Origin of the sequence: Acinetobacter faecalis (genome assembly GCF_034187745.1) — a bacterium.
GTDB lineage: Bacteria > Pseudomonadota > Gammaproteobacteria > Pseudomonadales > Moraxellaceae > Acinetobacter > Acinetobacter faecalis.
This window is the reverse complement of sequence record NZ_JAXHPF010000006.1, coordinates 95,165-116,959: the sequence shown is the minus strand read 5'-3', so window position 1 is coordinate 116,959 and position 21,795 is coordinate 95,165. Positions and strand designations below refer to the sequence as shown.

The window sequence follows — 21,795 nt, the reverse complement described above, 5'->3', positions numbered from 1 at the left end:
GAATTACCAACGAACTTCAAATTTTTTACGTAACCAAATAGCAAGGCTGTTTAAGCTAATCATTAATGCTAAAAGTACGATAATTGCTGCTGCCGTTCGTCCTTCGAAGAAGTTACGAAGTTCATTACCTTGCCATAAGAAAATTTGCACAGGTAATGCTGTAGATTGATCTAATGGTGATACTGGTACACTTGCTACGAAAGCACTCATACCAATTAACAATAGTGGTGCTGTTTCACCTAATGCTTGCGCTACACCAATAATTGCACCAGTTAAAATACCTGGTAAAGCCAAAGGCAATACATGATGGAATACGGTTTGTAAATTTGATGCACCTAAACCTAATGCCGCTTGGCGAATAGATGGTGGTACTGCTTTTAATGATGCACGTGTGGTAATGATTACTGTTGGTAAAGTCATTAAACTCAATACCAAACCACCCACTACAGGTGCAGATAATGGCATATGCATCCATCCAATAAAGATGGCAGCACCAAGCAAACCAAATACAATTGATGGAACCGCAGCCAAGTTATTAATATTTACTTCAATTACATCTGTAATCCAGTTTTTAGGTGCGAACTCTTCCAAATAAATTGCAGATGCAACACCAATTGGAATTGAGATCAGAATCACGATAAACATCATGAATAATGAACCCATAAATGCACCCGCCAAACCTGAAGTTGCAGGTGAACTACGCGAGTCAGGACTAAAGAAAATATTCATGTTAAATGTATTTTCAATAATACCTTGTGCTTTTAAATCATCTGCTAATTGACGTACTTCTGGGCTAAGCTGCTGCTGTTCATCTGGTAAAGAACGGTCAATATTACCTGCCAACCAAACATCAATATTTGCATCTGCAAGTATTTTAACTTCTTGCTTTTGACCAATAATGCTTGGATTTTCAAGTACCATATCTCTTAAACGATATGACTCAGAACTTGTATACAGTGAAGAAATGTCATCACGCTTAGATTCTAATTTAGGATCTTCTGAAATAATACCATTTACCAACAACAGATCCCAATCAGCCATACCCAGTTGAGTTTGCCATTCAATCAAACGTTCTTGATATTTTGCAGGCTCTTCATTGCTGTGTGGCTTAGGTTTCGCTCCAACATTAATCACTGCAGGATCGAAATATACAGGAACTGTTAAGCTGCTTTGCCAAAAAGATGGTAAGCCTTTCGCAAGAATACTGCCGAATAAAAGTACGACAAAAAACAAACCTGTAACTACAGCGGAAAAACCTAAAACACGAAATGTCTTTTCTTTACGGTGACGCTTAGATAAAGAACCCGCAATCGTATTTTTACGCTCTTCTCTGAGTTCAGCAGCAGTTTTAGCATCTGCTGAACTTAATGTATTTGTATTCGTATTACTCATTAGTCGTATTGCTCGCGATATTTACGCACGATGTAAAGTGCAACAATGTTTAAACCCAAGGTAATGACAAATAATGTTAAACCTAAAGCAAAGGCTACCAATGCTTGTGGGCTTGCAAAATCTGTATCTCCCGTTAATTGATTCACAATAGTAATCGTAACTGTAGAAACAGCTTCTAGCGGATTAATATGAAGTAATGGGCTATTTCCTGCTGCTAAAACCACAATCATGGTTTCACCAATCGCACGAGATGCAGCAAGTAAGAATGCACCAATAATTCCAGGTAATGCAGCTGGTAAAACCACCTGACGAATCGTTTCAGATTTTGTTGCACCTAAGCCCAATGAACCATCACGAAGTGATCTTGGAACTTGGGTAATAATGTCGTCTGAAAGTGATGATACAAAAGGAATAATCATAATCCCCATCACAAAACCTGCGGTTAAAGCACTTGTTGCATTAATATCTAGTCCAATATATGCACCCGCTTGTTTTGCAAAAGGTCCAATAATCATTAAGGCAAAAACACCGTAAACAATTGTTGGAATACCCGCTAAAACTTCAATTGCAGGCTTTGCCCAAGAACGGAATCCTGAAGATGCATATTCAGCTAAATAAATTGCAATCATTAAACCAACAGGTACAGCAACCAATAGTGCAATACCACTAACCATGAGGGTACCCCATAGCAATGGAAGTAAACCATAACTGCCTTCTGCATTTCCTGATGTACTAAAACCAGGATTCCATTCTGTACCAAAGAAAAAGTCGAATGGATTTACAAAATTGAAAAATCTTAAAGCTTCACTAAACATTGACATAACAATGCCGATGGTCGTTAAAATTGCAACGCCAGAGCATAATGCCAAAGAAATATTCATGATTTTTTCGACTTGGTTTCGAGCCCGGAATTGTTCAGAAATTCTCTTTTTCGCTAAAACCAAACCAATTAATGCAGCACACACAACAAGTGCCATTTTGGCAAAAGTCGCAATGCTTTGAAATTTTGCTAATTGTTCTGCCGCTGCTACTTCATAAGCTGCAGGAATATCACTCACCCCAAAACCTGAAGCAATTGATTGCACACGATCTACCAAAACACCTGTCGTTGCAGGATCTAGACTTGCTGCAACAGTTGCAGGCACATTATTGAGTACAACATGCGTTAAAATGCTTGGTTCAACAATATTCCAAACCAATAAAATCAAGAATGCAGGAATACCACACCACAAAGCGACCAATGCACCATAGTAGCCTGGGCGCGAATGTAATTTCGCAGAGTTATTTCCCTTACCTGCTAGTGTGCGGCTTTTGGTTAACCCAATTTGATAAGCCATAGCAATAAGTACTAATAGCACACCAATAAGTAGCAGATTCATGTATTTTCCACCAATTTCCAACTATTTTTGAATATTGTGACAACGTAAAAAAGCTGATGATTAGTGAACTAATCATCAGCTTATCTGTATTACTTAACTGCTTTGCCTGCTTTGAAGTTCGCAAGAACTTGAGCACGCTCTTTGTCTGACATAGAAATCAAACCAGCTTTATCTAACTTAGAACCTTTACCAGACACTTTCTTGCTTAAGAAGTATTCAGTAAATTGAGACAAACCTTTGATTGATTTAAGGTGCTCACCTTTCACGTAGAAGAACAATGGACGTGATACAGGGTAAGAACCATTTAAGATTGTTTGCTCAGATGGCGCAACATTGTTTACTGTTGCAACACGAAGCTTGTCACGGTTTTGTTCATAGAAACCTAGACCAAACACACCTACAGCACTTGGCGATGTCTTAAGACGCGCTAATGTTTCAGTGTAATCACCAGCAATTTCAATTACTCGTCCATCTTTACGGAAAGTTGAACATGTTTTCTTTTGCTCATCTTTACTTAAAGCTTTAATTGCTGAATATGTTTCACAACCTGCTTCTACCATTTTTTCTTGGAACACTTCACGTGTACCGTGGTTAGAAGCTGGAATTACTAAAGTAATTGGTTCATTTGGAAGTGATTTATCAATTTGGTTCCAACGCGTATACGGGTTTTTAACCATTTTACCATTCGATGGTAATTCAGCTGCTAAAGCTGCGAATACATGTTGTGGGCGTAATTTATAAGCCGCTTTTTTAGAGTTTGATGCAAATACAATACCGTCATAACCAATTTTAATTTCTAATACTTGGTTAACGCCTGCTTTTTTACATGCAGCAAGCTCTGTACTTTTAATTTGACGAGAAGAGTTTGCAATATCAATCGTGTTATCGCCAACACCATTACAGAACTGTTTCAAACCACCCGAACTACCACCTGAACCTACAACAGGTGATTTAAATTGTGGAAAAGTGTTACCAAATTCTTCAGCTACAATACTTGCATATGGAAGTACTGTTGAAGAACCAGCGATTTGAATTGTGTCACGAGCCGCATTTGCTGTTGTTGCTACAGCTGCCGCTGAAACTGCTAATGCAATTGCAATATTTGTATAGCGCATTTGAATCTCTCTTTTATGCAAACTTGGAGTACGCCACTTTTTTTAGTTTTGTACTTGTTCTGTGTTATTGCATTTTGAGCAGATAATATGACAGATAGATTACAGCTATATTACGATTTTATTATATTTGGCACACAATCAAAAATTTTATACTTTCTATTCAATAAAAATATCCGCACAAAAATGCACGGATATTTATAATTTTTAAATATTTATCTATCGAATTCCAGTTCTTAAATAACTTAAAACTCAATATTTGAATATCTTATTTTTTAAGATGATTTACAACAACAGCACCATCTTTTACAACCAATTGAACACGTTCAAGCGCCTTAATATCTTTTAATGGGTCACCATCTACAAGAATTAAATCTGCAATTTTACCTTGCTCAAGCGTCCCTAAATTTGTCACACCTAAAGCTTTAGCACCTTCTCGTGTAGCAGATAATAAAATTGTTTTATTGTCTATGCCCTGACCTTTCATAACACCTGTCACCATTGGAATAACTTCCTTTGCAGGAATACCTGGCACATCCGATGTAAATAATGGCGTTGCACCTGCTTTTAGCATGACCTGAATATTATTTTGCATAATGTCATAATCATTTTTGTCCTTTTCAGAAGCGAAACCTAACCCAATGTAACGCTCCATAAAGCCAAGCGTAATCGCAAGTGGCATTTTCTTCTCGCCTAATACTTTTAAATAACGTCCATCTGTATCTTTAGTAATTGCAGGTGGATGAATAAATACATCTACACCCGCTTCAATCATCGCTGGGACATTTTTAGCATCAGCATTATGAACAAGCACCTTCAAATTATTTTTATGTGCTTCTTCAACAATTGCTTTTAAAGATGGCAGATTAAATTTTTTTTGATTGGTGACACCGTCATAAACAACAACATCTGTTTTATAACCCACTAATTTTTGTACCGATGCTTTAGCTTGTTTTGGCGTATCAATTGGCAAACGAACATGCTCATCACACCATTTTAATTCTGCACCTGACAAACCTGCACACGCATAATAATCACCCGATTGAATGAGTACAGGACCAGCCATAAATACACGTGGTCCCGAAATTTCGCCTGCTTCTACTTTCTTTTTCACTTCATCAATATAAGGCCAAAAATCAATTGGAGATAAAATAGACGTAATTCCATGTGCTAAATGATCATGTAATCGCTCTTTCAACTCACCATGAATAAATTGTTTAGCTTGATCATCATTGGTTGCCGGCATTTTAGGTGGTAAGTCATACATATTCCAAAACAAATGCAAATGGCTATTGATAATTCCCGGCATTACCGTTTTACCTTTTGCATCGATAATTTGATTAGCCTTTTCTTTAGTTCTACCTGTTTCTATGGCTTTAACCTTGCCATTTTCAATAATGACATTTGCATTTTTAATCAGGTCTGAACCCGTACCATCAAATACATTTGCATTCTTAATAATGATATCTGCTGCATAAGCTTGAGTACTTATAAATGCACTAAGCAATAATGTTTTGAATGCCATTTTTTTAGTATTCATTTTCTCTCCGTAGACACATATTTTGAGATGTCTTTTTATTTGTAATTTGAGGTTTTCATTTCTTATTTAACCTATAAATAATATATCATGCTTTAAAAATAATAATGATGATTCACAAAAAATTGTAATGTAATTCTCAAAAAAAAGACGCTCAAGTGAGCGCCTATTTTATGTAAAGCATTAAATTAATCTAATGCTGTTACATATGTACCGTCTGCAATTGGATCTTTAATACGATCAGCTTCTGCAAGCACAAGTGCAAGCAAGTTCTTCACATTGTCTAAAGTCGCAACTGGGCTTAAAGTCGTCATTTTCAATGATTGAACTTGACCCACTTTAGTTACACCAATATTCGCTTCACCACGAGCAAACAATTCATCTGCTACGTTTTGGTTGAGTGTATCCAGTAATTCTGTTGGATAACCTTCAGGAATTACACGGAATAATACTGAAGCAAATTGTGGATCAACCAACATTTCTAGACCGTCAGTTGCAGTAATATATTCTGCAACATCACGTGTTAAACCAACACCGTGATCGATCATCGAACCGTAAAGTTCTTCACCCAATGCTTCAACCGTCATCCACAATTTCAATGCATCGAAACGACGCGTTGTTTGTAGCGATTTAGACACAAGGTTTGGTACGCCATGCTCTTCATCATAAGCAGAGTTTAAGTACTCCGCTTCATAATGCATGAAACGATAGTTCGCTTCATCTTTCAGCAAGAATGCGCCACATGAAATCGTTTGGAAATAATGCTTATGGAAATCAAGCGTAACTGAGTCAGAAAGCTCGATACCGTCTAGCATAGAACGATAATCATTAGAAAGAATTAACGCACCACCCCAAGCCGCATCGATATGCATCCACGCGCCATATTTGTTGGTGATTTCACGAATTTCTTTCAATGGATCAATTGCGCCTGCATCGGTAGTACCCGCAGTTGCAACCACACATGCCACGATTTTACCTTCAGCTTGAAGGTGAGCCATCGTTTTTTCAAGTGCTTCTACATCCATCTGTGCGTTGTCGTTCACAGGAACAGTCACAACAGATTGGAAGCCCATGCCCATCATCGCCATGTTCTTTTGAACAGAGAAATGTGCGTTTTCAGAGCAAATCACTTTCACATTACGCATTGCTTCCGCAGGCACGCCATCACGCTGAACAGACCACGGATTGCCGTTTTCATCTTTCCAGTTTTTCGCGATACACGCATCACGCGCAAGCAACACGCCCATCAAGTTAGACTGTGTACCGCCAGAGGTGAATACACCTGCTTGACCTGCACCATAGCCCACTTTTTGACGAAGCCAGTCAATCAACTGAACTTCCATCAATGAACCTGCAGGGCTTTGATCCCATGAATCCATTGACTGGTTTGTTGCATTAATCAGCACTTCCGCAATTTGGCTTGTTACCATTGTTGGGCAGTGCAAATGCGCTAAAGAATGAGGATGATGTACTTTTAAGCTTTTATTTAAGAAAAGCTCGACCATACGATCAAGAGATTTTTGTACACCTAAACCTTCTTTCGAAGGATTGAATGCAATAGCAGAGCGAAGCTCTTTGATGCTACCGCCCGTGTACATTTTGTCATTTTGCAACCATGCAGATACAGCTTTTACAGCTGAATCCATTGCTGACTGGTAGTCAGCAATGGATTGTGCATCATTGCAGAATAACGCTTTACGATGTTCTGCAAAATCAACCATTATGCGCCTCGAACTGCAACTAGAGCTTCAGCAACTGCTTTTTTGAAACGAGCAACGGCTTCAACACATTCATCATGAGTGATAATTAACGGGCAAAGTAAACGAATTACTGTACCGTTACGACCACCTTTTTCTAACAACAATTTGTTGTCGAAACACGCTGCTTGAATTGCTGCTGCCAATTGAGAATCACCTGGTAAAGAACCCATATGATCTGCCGCTTGACGCTCATCTACAATTTCAACACCAAGCATTAAACCACGACCACGCACGTTACCAATACATGGGAATTCTACAGCTAATTTTTTAAATTCAGCTTGTAAGAAATCGCCACGTTCTTGTGCGTTTTGAGCCAAGTTTTGTTCTTTGATGGTTTTGATTGTTGCAAGACCAGTACCCATAGCAAGTTGGTTACCACGGAAAGTACCCGTGTGACCTGCAGGCTGCCAAGCATCAAACTTACGTTTAATACCAAGCACTGCAAGCGGTAAGCTACCACCAACAGCTTTAGACATTACAACTACATCTGGTTCAATACCCGCATGTTCAAAGGCAAACATTTTGCCTGAACGTCCAAAGCCCGCTTGAACTTCGTCTAGAATTAACACAATGTTGTGTTTTTCTGTCACTTCGCGGATTTTTTTCAACCATTTTACAGGTGCAGTTACCACACCACCTTCACCTTGAATTGCTTCAAGAATAACAGCAGCAGGTTTAGTTACACCACTTTCTACATCTTCAATGAAGTTTTCAAAGAAATAAGTTAATGCATCAACACCTGCTTCACCACCAATACCCAATGGGCAACGGTATTCATGCGGATACGGCATAAATTGAACACCTGGCATTAAGCCATTCACAGCATTTTTAGCAGACAAGTTACCTGTCATTGCTAAAGAACCGTGAGTCATACCGTGGTAACCACCTGAGAAGCTGATTACTGAACTACGACCAGTGTAAGTTTTTGCTAATTTAATTGCTGCTTCTGTACCATCTGCACCAGACGGGCCACAGAACTGTAGGCAATACTCAGCTTTACCACCAGGTAACTGCTCAAGTAGTGCTTCAGTGAAAGCATCTTTTAAAGGTGTTGTTAAATCCAAAGTATGCAACGGTAAACCGCTTGCAAGTGTATCTTGGATACTTTGAATGACCGCAGGGTGATTATGGCCTAATGCCAAAGTCCCTGCCCCAGCTAAACAATCGAGGTACTCTGTACCTTCAACATCGGTAACCCAACAGCCCAAAGCTTTTGCTATCGCAAGTGGAAGTTTACGTGGATAGCTACGAACATTAGATTCCATCTGACTTTGGCGAGTCAGGTAGTATTCGTTAGTAGACTTAGTGGCAGGATTTACTGAAGAAACGCTCATATCGAATTACCATCTCTGATATGGGTTGAAAGAAATAAGTCGGGGGACTTTCGGTCTTTTGACTCGGTGCTTTATGGTTTTCTAGTTAGTTTAATTTCGCAGATTCTGCATTCACTAACTAGGAGGCGGATAATACCTAATTTTTCTAAAAAATAAACACTTTTAGGAAATTAAATTACCCTTAATTTATTGGAAAATTACATTCAACTACCCAATAGATTGAATTATCATCTTACGCTGTGACAAATAAAAGAAAAGCCTATTTTTTATTATATATTTTTAGATTAAAAAAAGCACACTCAATCGATAGATAACCCACTAAAAATTAATAATTTTATTTAACGTAGTTAACTCAGCAGAGAAATCTATTTTTACAGAGAAACTACAGTTCCTGCATAAATGATGCACATAAAATTTTTATGCTATAAACAATATAAATATAGCTAAATATTAGGAATAAATATGCGTCATTTTTACACTACTTTAGCACTTGCTTTAACAACTTCTATTTCTGCTCCAGCTTTTGCTCAAGACAACCAAGTTTTAAATTACAATGTTCTTAATATTCAAGCTGAAGCTTCACGTAAAATTTCAAATGATGAAATGACGGCTGTTTTATATATAGAGAAGACAAATAAACAACCTGCTCAGCTTTCAAGTGAAATCAACCAATTAATGACACAAGCCGTTAATACAGCTAAAAAATATACGCAAATTAAGGTTGAAACAGGTTCGCAAAGTACATATCCAATTTATGACAATGATAATCGCAAAGTAAAAGAATGGCGTGGTCGTGCTGAAATTCGCTTAGAAAGTAAAGATTTCAAAGCTGCAAGCCAACTTATTAGCGAACTTCAACAAAACTTCCTGACCCAATCTATTAACTTTAATGTTTCAGATAGTCAACGTAAGAAAGTTGAAAATGAACTCATGATTGAAGCATCTAAAAATTTTCAACAACGCGCAAAATCATTGGCTCAAGCTTGGAATAAACCCAGTTATCAACTCATTAATCTGAATTTAAATACAAATAGTTATACCAATCGAGCTGTACCACGTATGGCAATGTTAAAAGCTTCAAGTTCAGATGCAATGCCAGAACAAGAAATGGCAAGTGGTGAATCTCAAATTACCGTAAATGCAAATGGCTCTATTCAATTAAAATAAGATTTATGAAATCAAAACCGCATACAATTACTGCGGTTTTGATTCTCTTTCATATGATCTTTATTAAAACAAACTAACAATAAATCCACTTAATAAAAATAATAAATTAGTTAAAGTGAATCATTAAATTTCTATTCTTATCTTCTTTAAAAATGCCCTTTCAAAACTTAAATTTATATTTATTTCACATCTTTAATGTTCCAGAGCAGGCATCTCATTTTATGGTGTCGTATGCAACTTTTATCGCACATGATTTAATTTACATTGTATTTTTAAGTTTTATTTGTGCTTGGCTTATTGGCAACATTGAAACTAAAAAGAACATCTTAAAAGCATTTATATTTACATCAATTACGTTATTCATTAGTGAAATTTTATCTTTTGTATTAGATACACCAAGACCGTTTGTAATGAACGTTGGCGAAACCATTTTAACGCACGCACCTACTGGCTCTTTTCCAAGTAATCATATGAGTATTTTTAGTGGACTCGCCTTGTCTTATTATTTTTCATCACAAAGACAATTAGGTAAATTACTTCTTGCCGTCGCTTGGTTAGTTGCATGGGCACGTGTTTATGTGGGCGTTCACTTCCCTTTAGATATGTTTGGTGCTTTTTTCTTTGCTTTTGTTGTAAATATTTCAGGTCTAAAACTATGGAATATCTATAAAGAGCGACTTATGGCTTGGGTGATGATGCTTTACCGAAAAATATTTTCCTTTTTAATTAATAAAGGGTTAATTCAATAAAAAATTATAGCTATTAAAATCAAATGTTATTAAAAATTTCTAATTTAAAAGCAAATTATGTATATTTATACTATGTAAGTACATTACTAATTTTACACTTTTCTTGCGCTTATATAGTCAAAATTATTTATAGACTTCCTATTTACATAAGCACCTCATTAGCCATAATTATAACAACTTGCTTCAAGGTTCATACAAATGAAAAAATATTTATTATTTTTATCGACAATAATTAGCTCTCAAGTTTTTTCATCCATTGAATCTATTGATATAAAAGAATTTGAAGAAAATTTTAAAACACCTCCCAAAGGCACTAAAGTCTTAGGCTCGATCCAAACTGATTTTTTTATCAAATAAATGCTCCTAATTAGAGAACCATTGAACGACCAAAATAAAATCCTTATAGAACTTAGATCCATCTATAACCAAAATATTGGTTCAGAAAAATATTCTATTATTAAATATGAAATAAATTGTAAAACTCAGTCTCAGAACAATATATCATTTTTTTACGATAAAAATGGAAAACCTATCATTTCAGGAATACCTTCTAAAGACTACTCCCTTTTACCCTATCAAATTAAAAGAACGTGCTCTCTGATTTAATTTAAATTCTCTATCATTTTGTTGAATTAATTTAATACATTAAAATAAAAAAGGCTTAACTCTTTACAGAATTAAGCCTTTCAACATCTATTCAAAAATGTATTAATAAATCGCCATATGATTTCTATGAATCATCTCAAGTGAACGAGCTTCACCTAAAACCTGATGAACTTTATCTGAAGATAAGCCTTTTACAATATCAGCCGAACGAGAACTAAAGTTCACACGACCAACAGCAACACGACCACCATCAATATCGACACATTCAACCACATCACCGCGCTCAAAATGCCCCTCTACAACTTTTACACCTACAGGCAACAAACTACGGTGATTCTCTTTAATTGCTTTCACAGCACCATCATCAATGACTAAACGCCCTGCTGTTTGCAAGTGAGCAGCTAACCATTGTTGATGAGCTGTAATACGATCATTGTCCGTAACAAACAATGTACCGAGCATTTCCCCCGCCATTAAACGAGAAAGAACTCGATCACTATCCCCACTTGCAATAAGCGTAGGACAACCCGACTTTGCAGCTAAACGAGCAGCACGAACTTTGGTCAACATACCACCACGACCAAACTTACCACCACCGCCTGCCATATCGAATAGACTTTCATCTAAAGCACGAACAGTGTCAAAAAGTTTAGCATTTGGGTTAGAACGAGGGTCTGAATCGAACATACCTTGTTGATCTGTCAGAATAATTAACAAATCACCATGAACCTGACCCGCAACCATTGCTGCCAAAGTATCGTTATCACCAAAGCGAATTTCATCTGTAGAAACCGTGTCATTTTCATTAATAACAGGAATCACACGCCAATCAATTAAGTGTTGCAAAGCATCACATGAATTTAAATAGCGTCGACGATCTGCCAAGTCATCATGGGTTAATAATACTTGAGCCGTTTGTATGCTATGTTTTTCAAGCACACTTGACCATGTATGTATTAAACCCATTTGACCAATGGCGGCACACGCCTGAAGACTAGGTAGATCTATGGGTCGATTCTCAAGTTTCATTCGAACCATGCCTTCAGCCACAGCACCCGATGACACAAGAATAATCTCGTGTCCTGCATTGTGTAGATCTGCAATTTGTTCAGCCCAATGCGAAATTGCAGTTATATCTAAACCTTGCCCATTTGCTGTGAGTAAAGATGATCCGATCTTAACAACGATTCGTTTACAACCCTTGAGCTGACGTTGCCCATCTACCACTTCTATCATCTTGTCCTCAGTTACTCTTCCATAAGAGCTTAACGTACGTAAACTACTTCTACATCGTTATCGTCGTCTTCATCATCTTCATCGTCTTCGCCCAAAATACCAGCAAGACGTTGTTGACGACGCATTTCACGATATGCCTCTTTCGCAGCCAATGTTTGCTCACGTGTTTCAGCTTCAAGCTGATCACGGAATGCTTTCATTTCTGCTGCGTATTCAGGATCTTCAACTTCGCGTTCGCGTTGTTCTTCAATTTGATCCATCAAGTAATAAACGACATCTTTCGTGCCTTCAGCCGTTAAGCCAGAAGTTTTGAATACAGGACCGTTCCACTGTAATTCTTCAAGAATATGGTTACACCATTCTTCACGAGTTTCTTCAGCTAATTGATCGACTTTATTTAATATCAATACAATTGGTAATTTTGAAAGCGTAGGAGAGAAGTTTTCTAGCTCTTTCAAAATTGCTTTTGCATTGTATGCAGGATCAGAACCGTCAATTGGTTGAACATCTACAATGTGTAATAAAATACGTGTACGTGCTAAATGCTTAAGGAAACGAATACCAAGACCCGCGCCTTCAGATGCACCTTCAATTAGACCTGGAATATCCGCCATTACAAATGAACGATAACGGTCAGCATCTACAACACCAAGGTTTGGAACCATAGTGGTAAATGGATAATCTGCAACTTTTGGTTTTGCAGCAGAAACTGCTCGAATAAAGGTTGATTTACCCGCATTAGGCATGCCTAGCAAGCCAACATCCGCCAATACTTTAAGTTCTAAACGTACTTCACGGAACTCACCTTTTGTTCCGTGTGTACATTTACGTGGTGAACGGTTTGTAGATGATTTGAAGTGTGTATTACCCAAACCACCATCGCCACCTTGGGCAACCATTACGCTTTGACCGTCTTCGATCAAATCGCCAATAATGTCGCCAGACTCTACATCAACAATAGTTGTTCCAACTGGAACTTTTAGAATTACTGATTCACCACCACGACCTGCACAGTTTGCGCCACGACCATTTTTACCACGTTCTGCGCGGTATCTACGGGTATAACGATAATCTACAAGTGTACTTGTGTCGTCATCGGCTTGAATATGAATACTACCGCCACGACCACCATCACCACCATCTGGACCACCAAATGGTACGAACTTTTCACGGCGAAAACTGGCTACGCCATTGCCACCGTCGCCAGCCTCTACGGTAATGACTGCTTCATCAACAAAGCGCATATTGCCAATCCTCTAAAAACTTTAAAACCCCATATTCTGCCACATTTTAAAGAATTTCTCGACTATATTTACACACAATACAATAAAGAAATGATTCGCTTAGCTCGTCCTGATTATTTTCCTATTCAATTAATTTATTTTAGCTTATTTTTCATATATTCAATCATCTATACCTTTCAACAATTAAATGATTGTTTTTAATTATTTCTACTTTAGCATTCACCTGCCTATAGTTTCACAATTAAAATTTTGAGTATGCTTATGTCTACTGCGGAAAGGAAAAACACTCAACCTTTGTCATCTCAATTTGTATTACTGATGGCACTTGCATGTGGTTTATGTGCAGGTTCAGCTTATTTCAACCAACCTTTAATTAATTCTATCGAGAAAGGTTTAGGGGTAACAACAAGCCAAGCAGGTTTTGCAGTGGTTGTAGCACAAATTGGTTATGTTCTAGGTTTAATGCTACTTGTTCCTTTAGGCGATTATTTAAATAAGCGAAAATTCATTGTGAGCTTAATGGTATTTGCCGCGCTCTCTCAAATTTTATTATCCTTTAGTACGACATTATCTACGCTTTATATTTTTACCCTATGTGCTACTTTTGGTGCAATTTCTGCCCAAGTATTAATTCCTTTTGCTTCAACCATTAGCCCTCCTGAGTCAAGTGCAGCAACCGTAGGAAAGCTCATGAGTGGTTTGGTGATGGGGATCATTTTATCTCGTACATTTGCAGGATTTGTTTCTACCTATTGGTCATGGGAAGGCGTGTATTTTTCAAGTGGCATTATCACTCTTCTTTTTGCCATCATTATGTGGAAAAAACTTCCAAATACTACTGCACAAGCAGGTTTAACCGTTGGTGGAATTTATCGTTCGCTTTGGAATATTGCGAAAGATAATCCACATCTTATTCGCCGTGCCTGTGCAGGTGCTTTAGGTTTTGGCATTTTGTCGATGGTCTTTACCTCTATGACTCTTGTATTGGGTACTGCGCCTTATTATTTCTCTGACTTTGAAATTGGTCTTTTTGGACTTTTAGGTGTAATTGGGATTTATTCTTCAAGTTGGTCAGGTAAAACAGTTGGCTTAGGTAAAGAAAATTTTGTCGCAAAGCTATGCATTATGCTCATGCTATTTTCTTGCATTCCGTTGTTCTTTGCACAACAAAATATTTGGATTTATGCGATTGGCGTGCTAATGAGCTATTTTGGTTTAACAGCATTCCATGTATTAAATCAGAATTTAGTTTATCGCATTGATGGTAAGGCTCGCTCACGAATTAATGCCGTGTATATGACCATTTATTTTACAGGTGCTGCCTTAGGTTCTTTAGGGGCTGTATATGCATGGGAACATTATGAGTGGATTGGTTGTGTTGTTCTTGGTCTTGTCTTCTCAATAGGAATTTTATTAATTGATCGATGGGATTTTAGAAAGATGAAAGCGACCTCATAGCAGTTTGTTAATAAAAGTCGAAAAATATATCTTGTATTTTTCGACTTTTAGAGCATATCAATTCAATTTTTTCGATCTAACGAAACTGCCCCTCACACGGATCACCATCACCATCGCCATCCATAAGAGTTCCAGGACAATTATTAATAAAATATACAGCTTCATCACGAGAGCTCATTTCACTACAATGCTTACGCCCATCACATCTAAAATTTGAGTTTGTAGTGCTATCAGTAGTTTTGGAGACCATTGCCATTGGTTCAGCAACTTGTCTTTTTAAAGTTTCTCTTTTATAAATCCCTGTCACAAAAGGAATAAACACTGCTAAAAAAACAGCAATAATAACAAAACCCAATATGAAATTTAAAAAATTAAAAGTTTTCGGTTGTTGTTTTTTGCGGTTGGTTTGTCTTTTTGAATAAGCTACAGACGAATTTATATTTTGACGCTCTTCAACATAAACATCTAAACGTACGATATTTTCTGCTTTAGCTTTTCCATTATGATCATTAGAAATTCTAAATTTAAGTCTTTCACCTATTTTTGGTTGAATATTTTTGTTAGGAAAATCTTTAATATGAAAAAATATATCTTTCTGTTGATTTTCAACTTTAATAAAACCAAAACCCCTATCTTCGTTATAAGTTTTTACAACACCTTCACAAAACATTTGACTAACTTTAATTCTTAATAAAGAAATAATTATACACTAAAAACTGAGTGTTTTTAGTGCAAAATAAGCAAAAACATATTGATTAACAGCGATTTACCCAAAACTTAAGTTTAATAAAAAACAATAAGAGTCAAATAATAATTCAAGCTAAGATCCTGTTTTTTTATTATCTAAAATCTCAGGCAAACTACGCTCAATCCACTGAATTAAATAATTCATCTTTTCGGCTGCTTGTGACCCCAAAATTGTCAGTTGATATTCCACTTTTGGCGGTACAACAGGATAAACCGTACGTAAAATAAAACCGTCTTGCTCAAGCATTTTTAACGTTTGTGAAAGCATTTTTTCGCTCACGCCCTCTATACGCTGTTTTAACTCACTAAAACGATGTACCCCGTCACTTAAACATCTCAAAACTAGAACAGACCATTTGTTTGTTAAATGTTCCAATATTTCCCGAGATGGACAATCTGTAGATAAAACTTGACCTAATAATTTACTCGTTTCATAGCTAGACATAAAAATATTCCTTTTTAGTAATTAACTTACTTTTTGGTATGTACTTTCTTTTGGTAAGTTAACAAATTAATATTCATCGATCAAGTTTATTTATTCATCAAAATAATGTGAGATTAAAATATGAAAATTGCAATTACTGGCGCAACGGGTCAACTTGGTCAACTCGTTATTCAACACCTATTAAAACAAACTCAAGCTGAAAATATTGTTGCCTTAGTTCGCAATGTAGAAAAAGCAGAACATTTAAAAGCACAAGGAGTTGATATTCGTTATTTCGATTATGACTCACCTGCTACGCTTGTTCCTGCTTTACAAGGTATAGATAAAATTTTACTTATTTCAGCGAACGAAGTAGGTCATCGTACACCGCAACATAAAGCTGTTATTGACGCTGCTGTTTCAGCCAAAGTCCCTTATATTGCCTATACAAGTCTTTTACGAGCAGACAAATCGCCTTTAGGTTTAGCACAAGAACACCGTGAAACCGAACAATTGATTCGTGAAAGCGGATTAAGTTATACCTTTTTAAGAAATAATTGGTATAGCGAAAATTATTTAGCAGGTATTGCTCATAATATTGAAACAGGCATTTTATATGGAGCAACTCAAAATGCTCAAATCAGCGCAGCGCCACGAACTGACTATGCGGAAGCTGCTGCAAATGTATTACTTAGCGAATCTCATCAAAATAAAATTTATGAATTGGCAAGCTCTACTGCATTTAACTTAGAAATTTTGGCAGAAACCATTTCGAAAGTTAGCAATAAAACTGTGGCTTATACCAACTTATCCTCTGAAGATTACAAACAAGGTCTTTTACAAGCAGGTTTACCTGAAAGTTTAGTTAATGTGATTGTTGAAGCAGATATTGAAGCTCAAAATGGAGCAATGCTAAGTGATAGTAAAGACTTAGAAACTTTATTAAATCGCCCGACTACGTCACTTGAAGAAACGATTAAATCTTTACTTGTATAATTCAAATATCACATAAAAAAAGAGCCTCAATTGAGGCTCTTTTTTTGTCTACATCACAAATTATGCATTTGTTTCAGCAGGAACTTTAATGTAGCTTACGCCACCCATTTGTTCAGCAATACGTAATACTTGGCAGCTATAACCAACTTCGTTATCGTACCAAACATAAGCTGTTAAACGGTTACCTGAAGTGATTGTTGCTTGCGCATCAAACACACCCGCAGTACGCGAACCGATAAAGTCAGAAGATACAACCTCTGTAGAGTTTGTATAACCAATTTGACCTTGTAGCTTAGAATTGATTGAAATTTGACGAATATATTCGTTTACTTCATCACGATCTACATCCTGACCTAAAGTAAGGTTAAGAATAGCCAAAGATACGTTTGGTGTAGGAACACGTACAGAGTTACCTGTTAATTTACCTTGAAGAACAGGAAGTGCTTTAGCAACAGCTTTAGCAGCACCAGTTTCAGTAATAACCATGTTCAATGTAGCAGCACGACCACGACGGTCAGCTTTATGGTAGTTATCGATTAAGTTTTGGTCGTTTGTGAACGAGTGAACTGTTTCAACGTGACCATTAATCACTGTGTATTTGTCGTTTAACACTTTAAGTGTTGGTGTAATTGCGTTTGTAGTACAGCTTGCAGCAGAGATGATTGTGTCTTCATCTAAGATGTCTGCATGGTTTACGCCATATACAACGTTTTTCATCTCACCTTTACCAGGTGCAGTTAAAATTACACGTGCAGCGCCTGGGCATTTAAGGTGTTGAGCTAAACCTTCAGAATCGCGCCATTTACCCGTATTATCAATGACTAATGCATTGTTAATACCGTAAGCTGTGTAATCAACTTCAGAAGGGTTAGATGCATAAATAACTTTAATAAAGTTACCGTTTGCAATAATTGCTTCGTTTTCTTCATCTACAGAAATTGTGCCTGCAAATGGACCATGAATAGAGTCACGGCGTAAAAGTGAAGCACGTTTTTCTAAATCACCATCAGATGATTTACGAACAACAATCGCTTTAAGATTTAAACCACGACCAAGACCAGATTGGCTAATGATTAAACGCGCTAAGATACGACCAATACGACCGAAACCATAAAGAACAACATCTTTATGTTCTACAGCTGTGTCTTTACCCGCTAAAGGTTTTACAGCTTCTGCAACAAACGCATTGATATCGCCGCCTTTAGCATTGAATTCAACTGCGAGTTTGCCTAAATCTACTTCTGCAGAACCAATATTTTCAATTTTCGCCAAAGCTTCAAGGATTGGGAAAGTATGAACAGCAGAAAGCTCTACGTCTAATACACGTGTACGGCGGTGAGCTTTTAAAATCTGAATTACAGAACGGTTAATTAAAGAACGACCATAAACTGTAACTACGATATTCTTTTCACGATACAACTGACCTACTAGGGCAATCATACGTTCCGCTAGTTCCTCACGGTTTTTCCAGCGACCTTGGTGCTCTGTATGTAGGGCAATGATACTGTCTTTGCTCACAGATACGTCCTCTAATTAATTGCGAATCATAAATATATAAACCCCATAATTGTAATGGAATTAAAGGCAACTTTGTATCAAAAGCTGAATAAGACTGTACTATTTTCTTGTATATTCATTATAAATTTATGAAATAGTAGCAATTATTTTCATGATTTAAAAAATAAAACCGCTAAATCGTATATTTAGCGGTTTTAAATAATTCATTTAATTGATGAAATTACATGCAATTAATACCTTTACACGCTATACGAAATAGGTGAATGATCATCTAAACCTATTTTTTCAGCTCTAGAAGATGACGAAAAATTTAAATCGTATTGAATAAGCGCATTAAACTCCTCTACATCAAACTCTGTATAGGTATCTGGTACACTTAATAAAATTGGCAACCGTGTTAAGCCATTGTCACCACATGGAAATGCATAATGTCGCTGTTTATCGGTAAAATTATGCATACTTTCAAATTCAATAAATACGCTCGCATTTGGATAAGAGCGAGGAATATCTAGAATACTCATGAAAATCTTCCGCTTTAATTCAATAGAAGATTTTTGAGCATCAAGCAAATCATTTTCTGCCTGATCTGACTTCATCATGCGCTTTAACAACGATGTCTGCTTTGTTTGATCACGTTTAAACTTATTAATAAACATTCTAAGTTCACGATAATCTACAAGGTTCTGGCTTATTGTAGACTGCAAAGCACGAATAGGTTGCATTGAACGTTCATGCATAAAATTCCAATCATTTTCATTTAATGGAACAAAACATTCTTGTTTGCGTTTTTCAAGTAACTTCACATAAGCAAATAATTTATATTCAAACATTTGCACATAATGATTAAATATTAATGATGGTTGAGACTTAAACTCTCTGTAATATGCCAATAATTCTGAAAGTAATCGATGCCCTTTTAAATATAAATAATCAAATTCTTCTATATGAGATAAATGCTTTTTCGATGCCACATGCATTAATGAAAAGAACTCGCCTGTTAATACATTTTCAAATTTCTTTAAATGCATTTGTGCAACAACATCTGCATTTTTTGCGACAAACTGAATAGGTTCAATTAATAAAGGAATCAGTTTATCTTCATAAACTTCTTCTAGTTGATGAACAACATCTATCACATCTAAATGAATTTGACTTTGAATAGTCACCATTCGCTTAATTAAGCTTTTTAAATTTTCAATATACTGAATTTCTTCAGACTTCGATAAATCCAGCACAATTGCATTTAAGAAAATTTGATCTGGAAGCGCACCCTGCTCCTCAATTAAAAAACGTCGAATTGAATACGGGTTATTTTCAACATGCATGACAGGTGCAACGAGATAAATAAACGATGACGTTTTAACAATATGAAAATGGCGAACCTTTTGTTCACGTAAAATCAAATATCTAAAGATTGGCAGTTTATTTAGTTCAGAATCCTTCTTTAATAAGGGTTTATACCAATAATCAAGAAGTTGCTGCTTAATATAGACTTCTACAATAAAACCTTTAATTTCTTCTTCCGTTAAATTTCTTAAACCTTGAAGTTCATCTATTTTTATTCTTCTAATAATTTTTGCAGCATTTAATAAAAATGTACGATGAATTAAAATTTTCTCACGTTGAAGTACAAAGTCCTCTTCAACTTGTATTTGATTAATTTGCTCAATTGCATTTTCTAAATAATCTGCAATTTTTAAACTATCACTAAGTTCTTTTAAACTTTCTAATGACTCGCTTAATGTTTTAGCAAACTCGCCCATTTTAGGATGCGTAAGACGATGTCTTAAAATTGCTAAACTTGTATTTGCTTTATATTCAAAAGTATTCGCAAGGCGATTCCAATGAATTTCCTTGGGCTTTAGTATTTGACTATCAATATCTTCACATAATTGTTGCTCTGCATCTTTAAGAACTTCTAGAACCGTAAGATGCCAATCCGAATCCAAACTTGGCTCTAGTTGCAATAATTTTGCACGTATTTGATATGGAATAGCATTTGACTGCACACCAAGCCCCTTGATTTAAAGATCATTAATCTAAATATTATTTGTGCAAATAATAGCTTATATCTTGTCATTTTTATATTTAATCAATAATATATTAAGAAAAATTTTCTTTTAGAAAATAAAAGTAATTTCCATGCAAATATCCAAATTTAAATCAACTCAATTTAAATTTATTTATCTTCATCTCTCACTATTCGAGCTTCCAAGTTTTTGGCATTTATTTTAAGTTCATCTTGCTTTTTCTTTTGACGAATTAAATGCAAAGTACCTTCTATCACAAGAAGCAATACTGCAATCCAAATTGGAATGTAAGTAAATAGCTCGGCTGCATGAACACGCTCACCAAGTAATATTGAAGCAAATGCTAAAAGCACAGGTTCTAAATAGCTTAACAAACCAAAAATCACAAACGGTAAATAACGACTTGCGAGAATATAACTACCCAAACCTAACGCACTTAAAAAGCCTAAACCAATAATTGATAAAACTAAATATGGAAATGCTGTAATAATTGAAATGGTATCGCTATACACAAATGCCAAATAAATAGAAAGTGGCAGTATTAAAGCTAGATCCCACCAAAAACCGCCTAAATTATCTGTTTTAAATACACGGCGTAAATAAAAATATAACGGATAAGCAAGCGCAACATAAGCTGTTTCCCAAGCTATAGAACCAATACGCCAAATTTCATGCCCTACACCTACACTAGCAAGCATAATTGCAGCAATCTGCCACTTGGTTAATTTCTCTTTATAAAGCACACAGCCTATGAGCACCATTACTAAAGGTAAAAGAAAATACCCTAATGAAACTTGTAAACCCCGACCGTTAATAGGTCCCCATAGAAAAAGCCATAATTGAGATGTACACAATATGGAACTTAAAATAAGCCACAAAATTAATATAGGTTGTTTTTTTACACGGTTTAAAATATCGGAAATAAGTTTTAAGTCGCCCATCCACCACATTAATAAAGTAACAAATGGAATTGTTGCTAGCATTCGCCATGCAAAGGTTTCTTCACTATTTAGGGGTTTTAAAACTTCTGTATAAAAATACAGCACACCAAAAGTAAGAGATGCCAAAACCGACAATGCTACGCCTTTGTACATCTTCAACCCCTG

17 protein-coding genes are annotated in these 21,795 nt (G+C 36.1%); 4 read left to right on the top strand and 13 right to left on the bottom strand.

All coding sequences use genetic code 11. The features are described 5' to 3' along the window. Positions 1-3 precede the first annotated feature (3 nt). The 6 genes from pstA to SKM54_RS08250 form a co-directional block, all read right to left on the bottom strand. The gene (gene pstA / locus SKM54_RS08275) at positions 4-1,392 is read right to left on the bottom strand and encodes a phosphate ABC transporter permease PstA (protein ID WP_248103934.1); all 1,389 of its coding nucleotides are present in this window, start codon (positions 1,390-1,392) and stop codon (positions 4-6) included. Further along, positions 1,392-2,771 (bottom strand): phosphate ABC transporter permease subunit PstC, encoded by a 1,380-nt coding sequence (gene pstC / locus SKM54_RS08270; RefSeq protein WP_154773562.1) that lies wholly within the window; start codon positions 2,769-2,771, stop codon positions 1,392-1,394. The genes pstA and pstC overlap by 1 nt, the downstream gene beginning before the upstream one ends. Before the next feature lie 89 nt (positions 2,772-2,860). Further along, a complete protein-coding gene (locus SKM54_RS08265) occupies positions 2,861-3,886 on the bottom strand; it encodes a substrate-binding domain-containing protein (protein WP_154773561.1) in 1,026 nt (341 codons plus the stop codon). A gap of 265 nt (positions 3,887-4,151) precedes the next feature. Next, on the bottom strand, positions 4,152-5,423 hold the full coding sequence (locus SKM54_RS08260) for an amidohydrolase family protein (protein ID WP_321095107.1): 1,272 nt from the start codon (positions 5,421-5,423) through the stop codon (positions 4,152-4,154). Between the two features lie 185 nt (positions 5,424-5,608). After that, entirely contained in the window at positions 5,609-7,141 is a 1,533-nt protein-coding gene (locus SKM54_RS08255) for a pyridoxal phosphate-dependent decarboxylase family protein (RefSeq protein WP_321087029.1), read from the bottom strand. Next, positions 7,141-8,514, bottom strand: coding sequence for a diaminobutyrate--2-oxoglutarate transaminase (locus tag SKM54_RS08250; RefSeq protein WP_154773558.1), 1,374 nt, complete (start codon positions 8,512-8,514; stop codon positions 7,141-7,143). Before SKM54_RS08250 ends, SKM54_RS08255 begins: the two co-directional genes overlap by 1 nt. Positions 8,515-8,976: 462 nt before the next feature. Between SKM54_RS08250 and SKM54_RS08245 the strand changes: the two genes are divergently transcribed. Continuing rightward, positions 8,977-9,681: an SIMPL domain-containing protein gene (locus SKM54_RS08245; RefSeq protein ID WP_248103925.1), complete on the top strand. Its 705-nt coding sequence runs from the start codon at positions 8,977-8,979 to the stop codon at positions 9,679-9,681. A gap of 152 nt (positions 9,682-9,833) precedes the next feature. Then, the gene (locus SKM54_RS08240) at positions 9,834-10,430 is read left to right on the top strand and encodes a phosphatase PAP2 family protein (RefSeq protein ID WP_321095106.1); all 597 of its coding nucleotides are present in this window, start codon (positions 9,834-9,836) and stop codon (positions 10,428-10,430) included. Between the two features lie 708 nt (positions 10,431-11,138). On the opposite strand, the gene proB is transcribed toward SKM54_RS08240, so the two are convergent. Together proB and cgtA are read right to left on the bottom strand one after the other, a co-directional pair. Beyond that, complete coding sequence (proB, locus tag SKM54_RS08235; protein ID WP_321095105.1) at positions 11,139-12,272, bottom strand: glutamate 5-kinase; 1,134 nt, start codon at positions 12,270-12,272, stop codon at positions 11,139-11,141. Between the two features lie 29 nt (positions 12,273-12,301). Continuing rightward, positions 12,302-13,516 carry an Obg family GTPase CgtA gene (cgtA, locus tag SKM54_RS08230; protein ID WP_154773411.1) on the bottom strand — a complete coding sequence of 405 codons (1,215 nt, stop codon included), beginning with the start codon at positions 13,514-13,516 and terminating at the stop codon, positions 12,302-12,304. A 261-nt stretch (positions 13,517-13,777) separates the two neighbouring features. Between cgtA and SKM54_RS08225 the strand changes: the two genes are divergently transcribed. After that, complete coding sequence (locus SKM54_RS08225; protein ID WP_154773410.1) at positions 13,778-14,974, top strand: MFS transporter; 1,197 nt, start codon at positions 13,778-13,780, stop codon at positions 14,972-14,974. 76 nt (positions 14,975-15,050) lie between these two features. Here the strand turns inward: SKM54_RS08225 and SKM54_RS08220 are convergent, their stop codons facing one another. Together SKM54_RS08220 and SKM54_RS08215 are read right to left on the bottom strand one after the other, a co-directional pair. Continuing rightward, the gene (locus SKM54_RS08220) at positions 15,051-15,644 is read right to left on the bottom strand and encodes a cold shock domain-containing protein (protein ID WP_154773409.1); all 594 of its coding nucleotides are present in this window, start codon (positions 15,642-15,644) and stop codon (positions 15,051-15,053) included. A gap of 150 nt (positions 15,645-15,794) precedes the next feature. Continuing rightward, the gene (locus tag SKM54_RS08215; protein ID WP_154773408.1) at positions 15,795-16,166 is read right to left on the bottom strand and encodes a winged helix-turn-helix transcriptional regulator; all 372 of its coding nucleotides are present in this window, start codon (positions 16,164-16,166) and stop codon (positions 15,795-15,797) included. Between the two features lie 120 nt (positions 16,167-16,286). Here SKM54_RS08215 and SKM54_RS08210 point away from each other — a divergent pair, with 120 nt between their 5' ends. Then, positions 16,287-17,141 (top strand): SDR family oxidoreductase, encoded by an 855-nt coding sequence (locus SKM54_RS08210; RefSeq protein ID WP_321089632.1) that lies wholly within the window; start codon positions 16,287-16,289, stop codon positions 17,139-17,141. Between the two features lie 60 nt (positions 17,142-17,201). Here SKM54_RS08210 and SKM54_RS08205 read toward each other — a convergent pair whose 3' ends face one another. The 3 genes from SKM54_RS08205 to rarD all read right to left on the bottom strand — a co-directional run bounded on the left by SKM54_RS08205 (position 17,202) and on the right by rarD (position 21,783). Further along, positions 17,202-18,659, bottom strand: a complete 1,458-nt coding sequence (locus tag SKM54_RS08205; protein ID WP_171501341.1) for a glyceraldehyde-3-phosphate dehydrogenase — start codon at positions 18,657-18,659, stop codon at positions 17,202-17,204. A 239-nt stretch (positions 18,660-18,898) separates the two neighbouring features. Further along, positions 18,899-20,668 carry a hypothetical protein gene (locus tag SKM54_RS08200; protein WP_248104079.1) on the bottom strand — a complete coding sequence of 590 codons (1,770 nt, stop codon included), beginning with the start codon at positions 20,666-20,668 and terminating at the stop codon, positions 18,899-18,901. Between the two features lie 170 nt (positions 20,669-20,838). Next, positions 20,839-21,783, bottom strand: coding sequence for an EamA family transporter RarD (gene rarD / locus SKM54_RS08195; protein WP_321095104.1), 945 nt, complete (start codon positions 21,781-21,783; stop codon positions 20,839-20,841). Positions 21,784-21,795 lie beyond the last annotated feature (12 nt).

Bases quoted from the DNA above. Each gene is read 5' to 3' on its own strand.
- SKM54_RS08220 (WP_154773409.1), bottom strand. From the start codon at position 15,644: ATGTTTTGTGAAGGTGTTGTAAAAACTTATAACGAAGATAGGGGTTTT.
- pstA (WP_248103934.1), bottom strand. From the start codon at position 1,392: ATGAGTAATACGAATACAAATACATTAAGTTCAGCAGATGCTAAAACT.
- rarD (WP_321095104.1), bottom strand. From the start codon at position 21,783: ATGTACAAAGGCGTAGCATTGTCGGTTTTGGCATCTCTTACTTTTGGT.
- SKM54_RS08240 (WP_321095106.1), top strand. From the start codon at position 9,834: ATGCCCTTTCAAAACTTAAATTTATATTTATTTCACATCTTTAATGTT.
- cgtA (WP_154773411.1), bottom strand. From the start codon at position 13,516: ATGCGCTTTGTTGATGAAGCAGTCATTACCGTAGAGGCTGGCGACGGT.
- SKM54_RS08225 (WP_154773410.1), top strand. From the start codon at position 13,778: ATGTCTACTGCGGAAAGGAAAAACACTCAACCTTTGTCATCTCAATTT.
- proB (WP_321095105.1), bottom strand. From the start codon at position 12,272: ATGATAGAAGTGGTAGATGGGCAACGTCAGCTCAAGGGTTGTAAACGA.
- SKM54_RS08215 (WP_154773408.1), bottom strand. From the start codon at position 16,166: ATGTCTAGCTATGAAACGAGTAAATTATTAGGTCAAGTTTTATCTACA.
- SKM54_RS08250 (WP_154773558.1), bottom strand. From the start codon at position 8,514: ATGAGCGTTTCTTCAGTAAATCCTGCCACTAAGTCTACTAACGAATAC.
- SKM54_RS08265 (WP_154773561.1), bottom strand. From the start codon at position 3,886: ATGCGCTATACAAATATTGCAATTGCATTAGCAGTTTCAGCGGCAGCT.
- SKM54_RS08255 (WP_321087029.1), bottom strand. From the start codon at position 7,141: ATGGTTGATTTTGCAGAACATCGTAAAGCGTTATTCTGCAATGATGCA.
- SKM54_RS08260 (WP_321095107.1), bottom strand. From the start codon at position 5,423: ATGAATACTAAAAAAATGGCATTCAAAACATTATTGCTTAGTGCATTT.
- SKM54_RS08245 (WP_248103925.1), top strand. From the start codon at position 8,977: ATGCGTCATTTTTACACTACTTTAGCACTTGCTTTAACAACTTCTATT.
- pstC (WP_154773562.1), bottom strand. From the start codon at position 2,771: ATGAATCTGCTACTTATTGGTGTGCTATTAGTACTTATTGCTATGGCT.
- SKM54_RS08210 (WP_321089632.1), top strand. From the start codon at position 16,287: ATGAAAATTGCAATTACTGGCGCAACGGGTCAACTTGGTCAACTCGTT.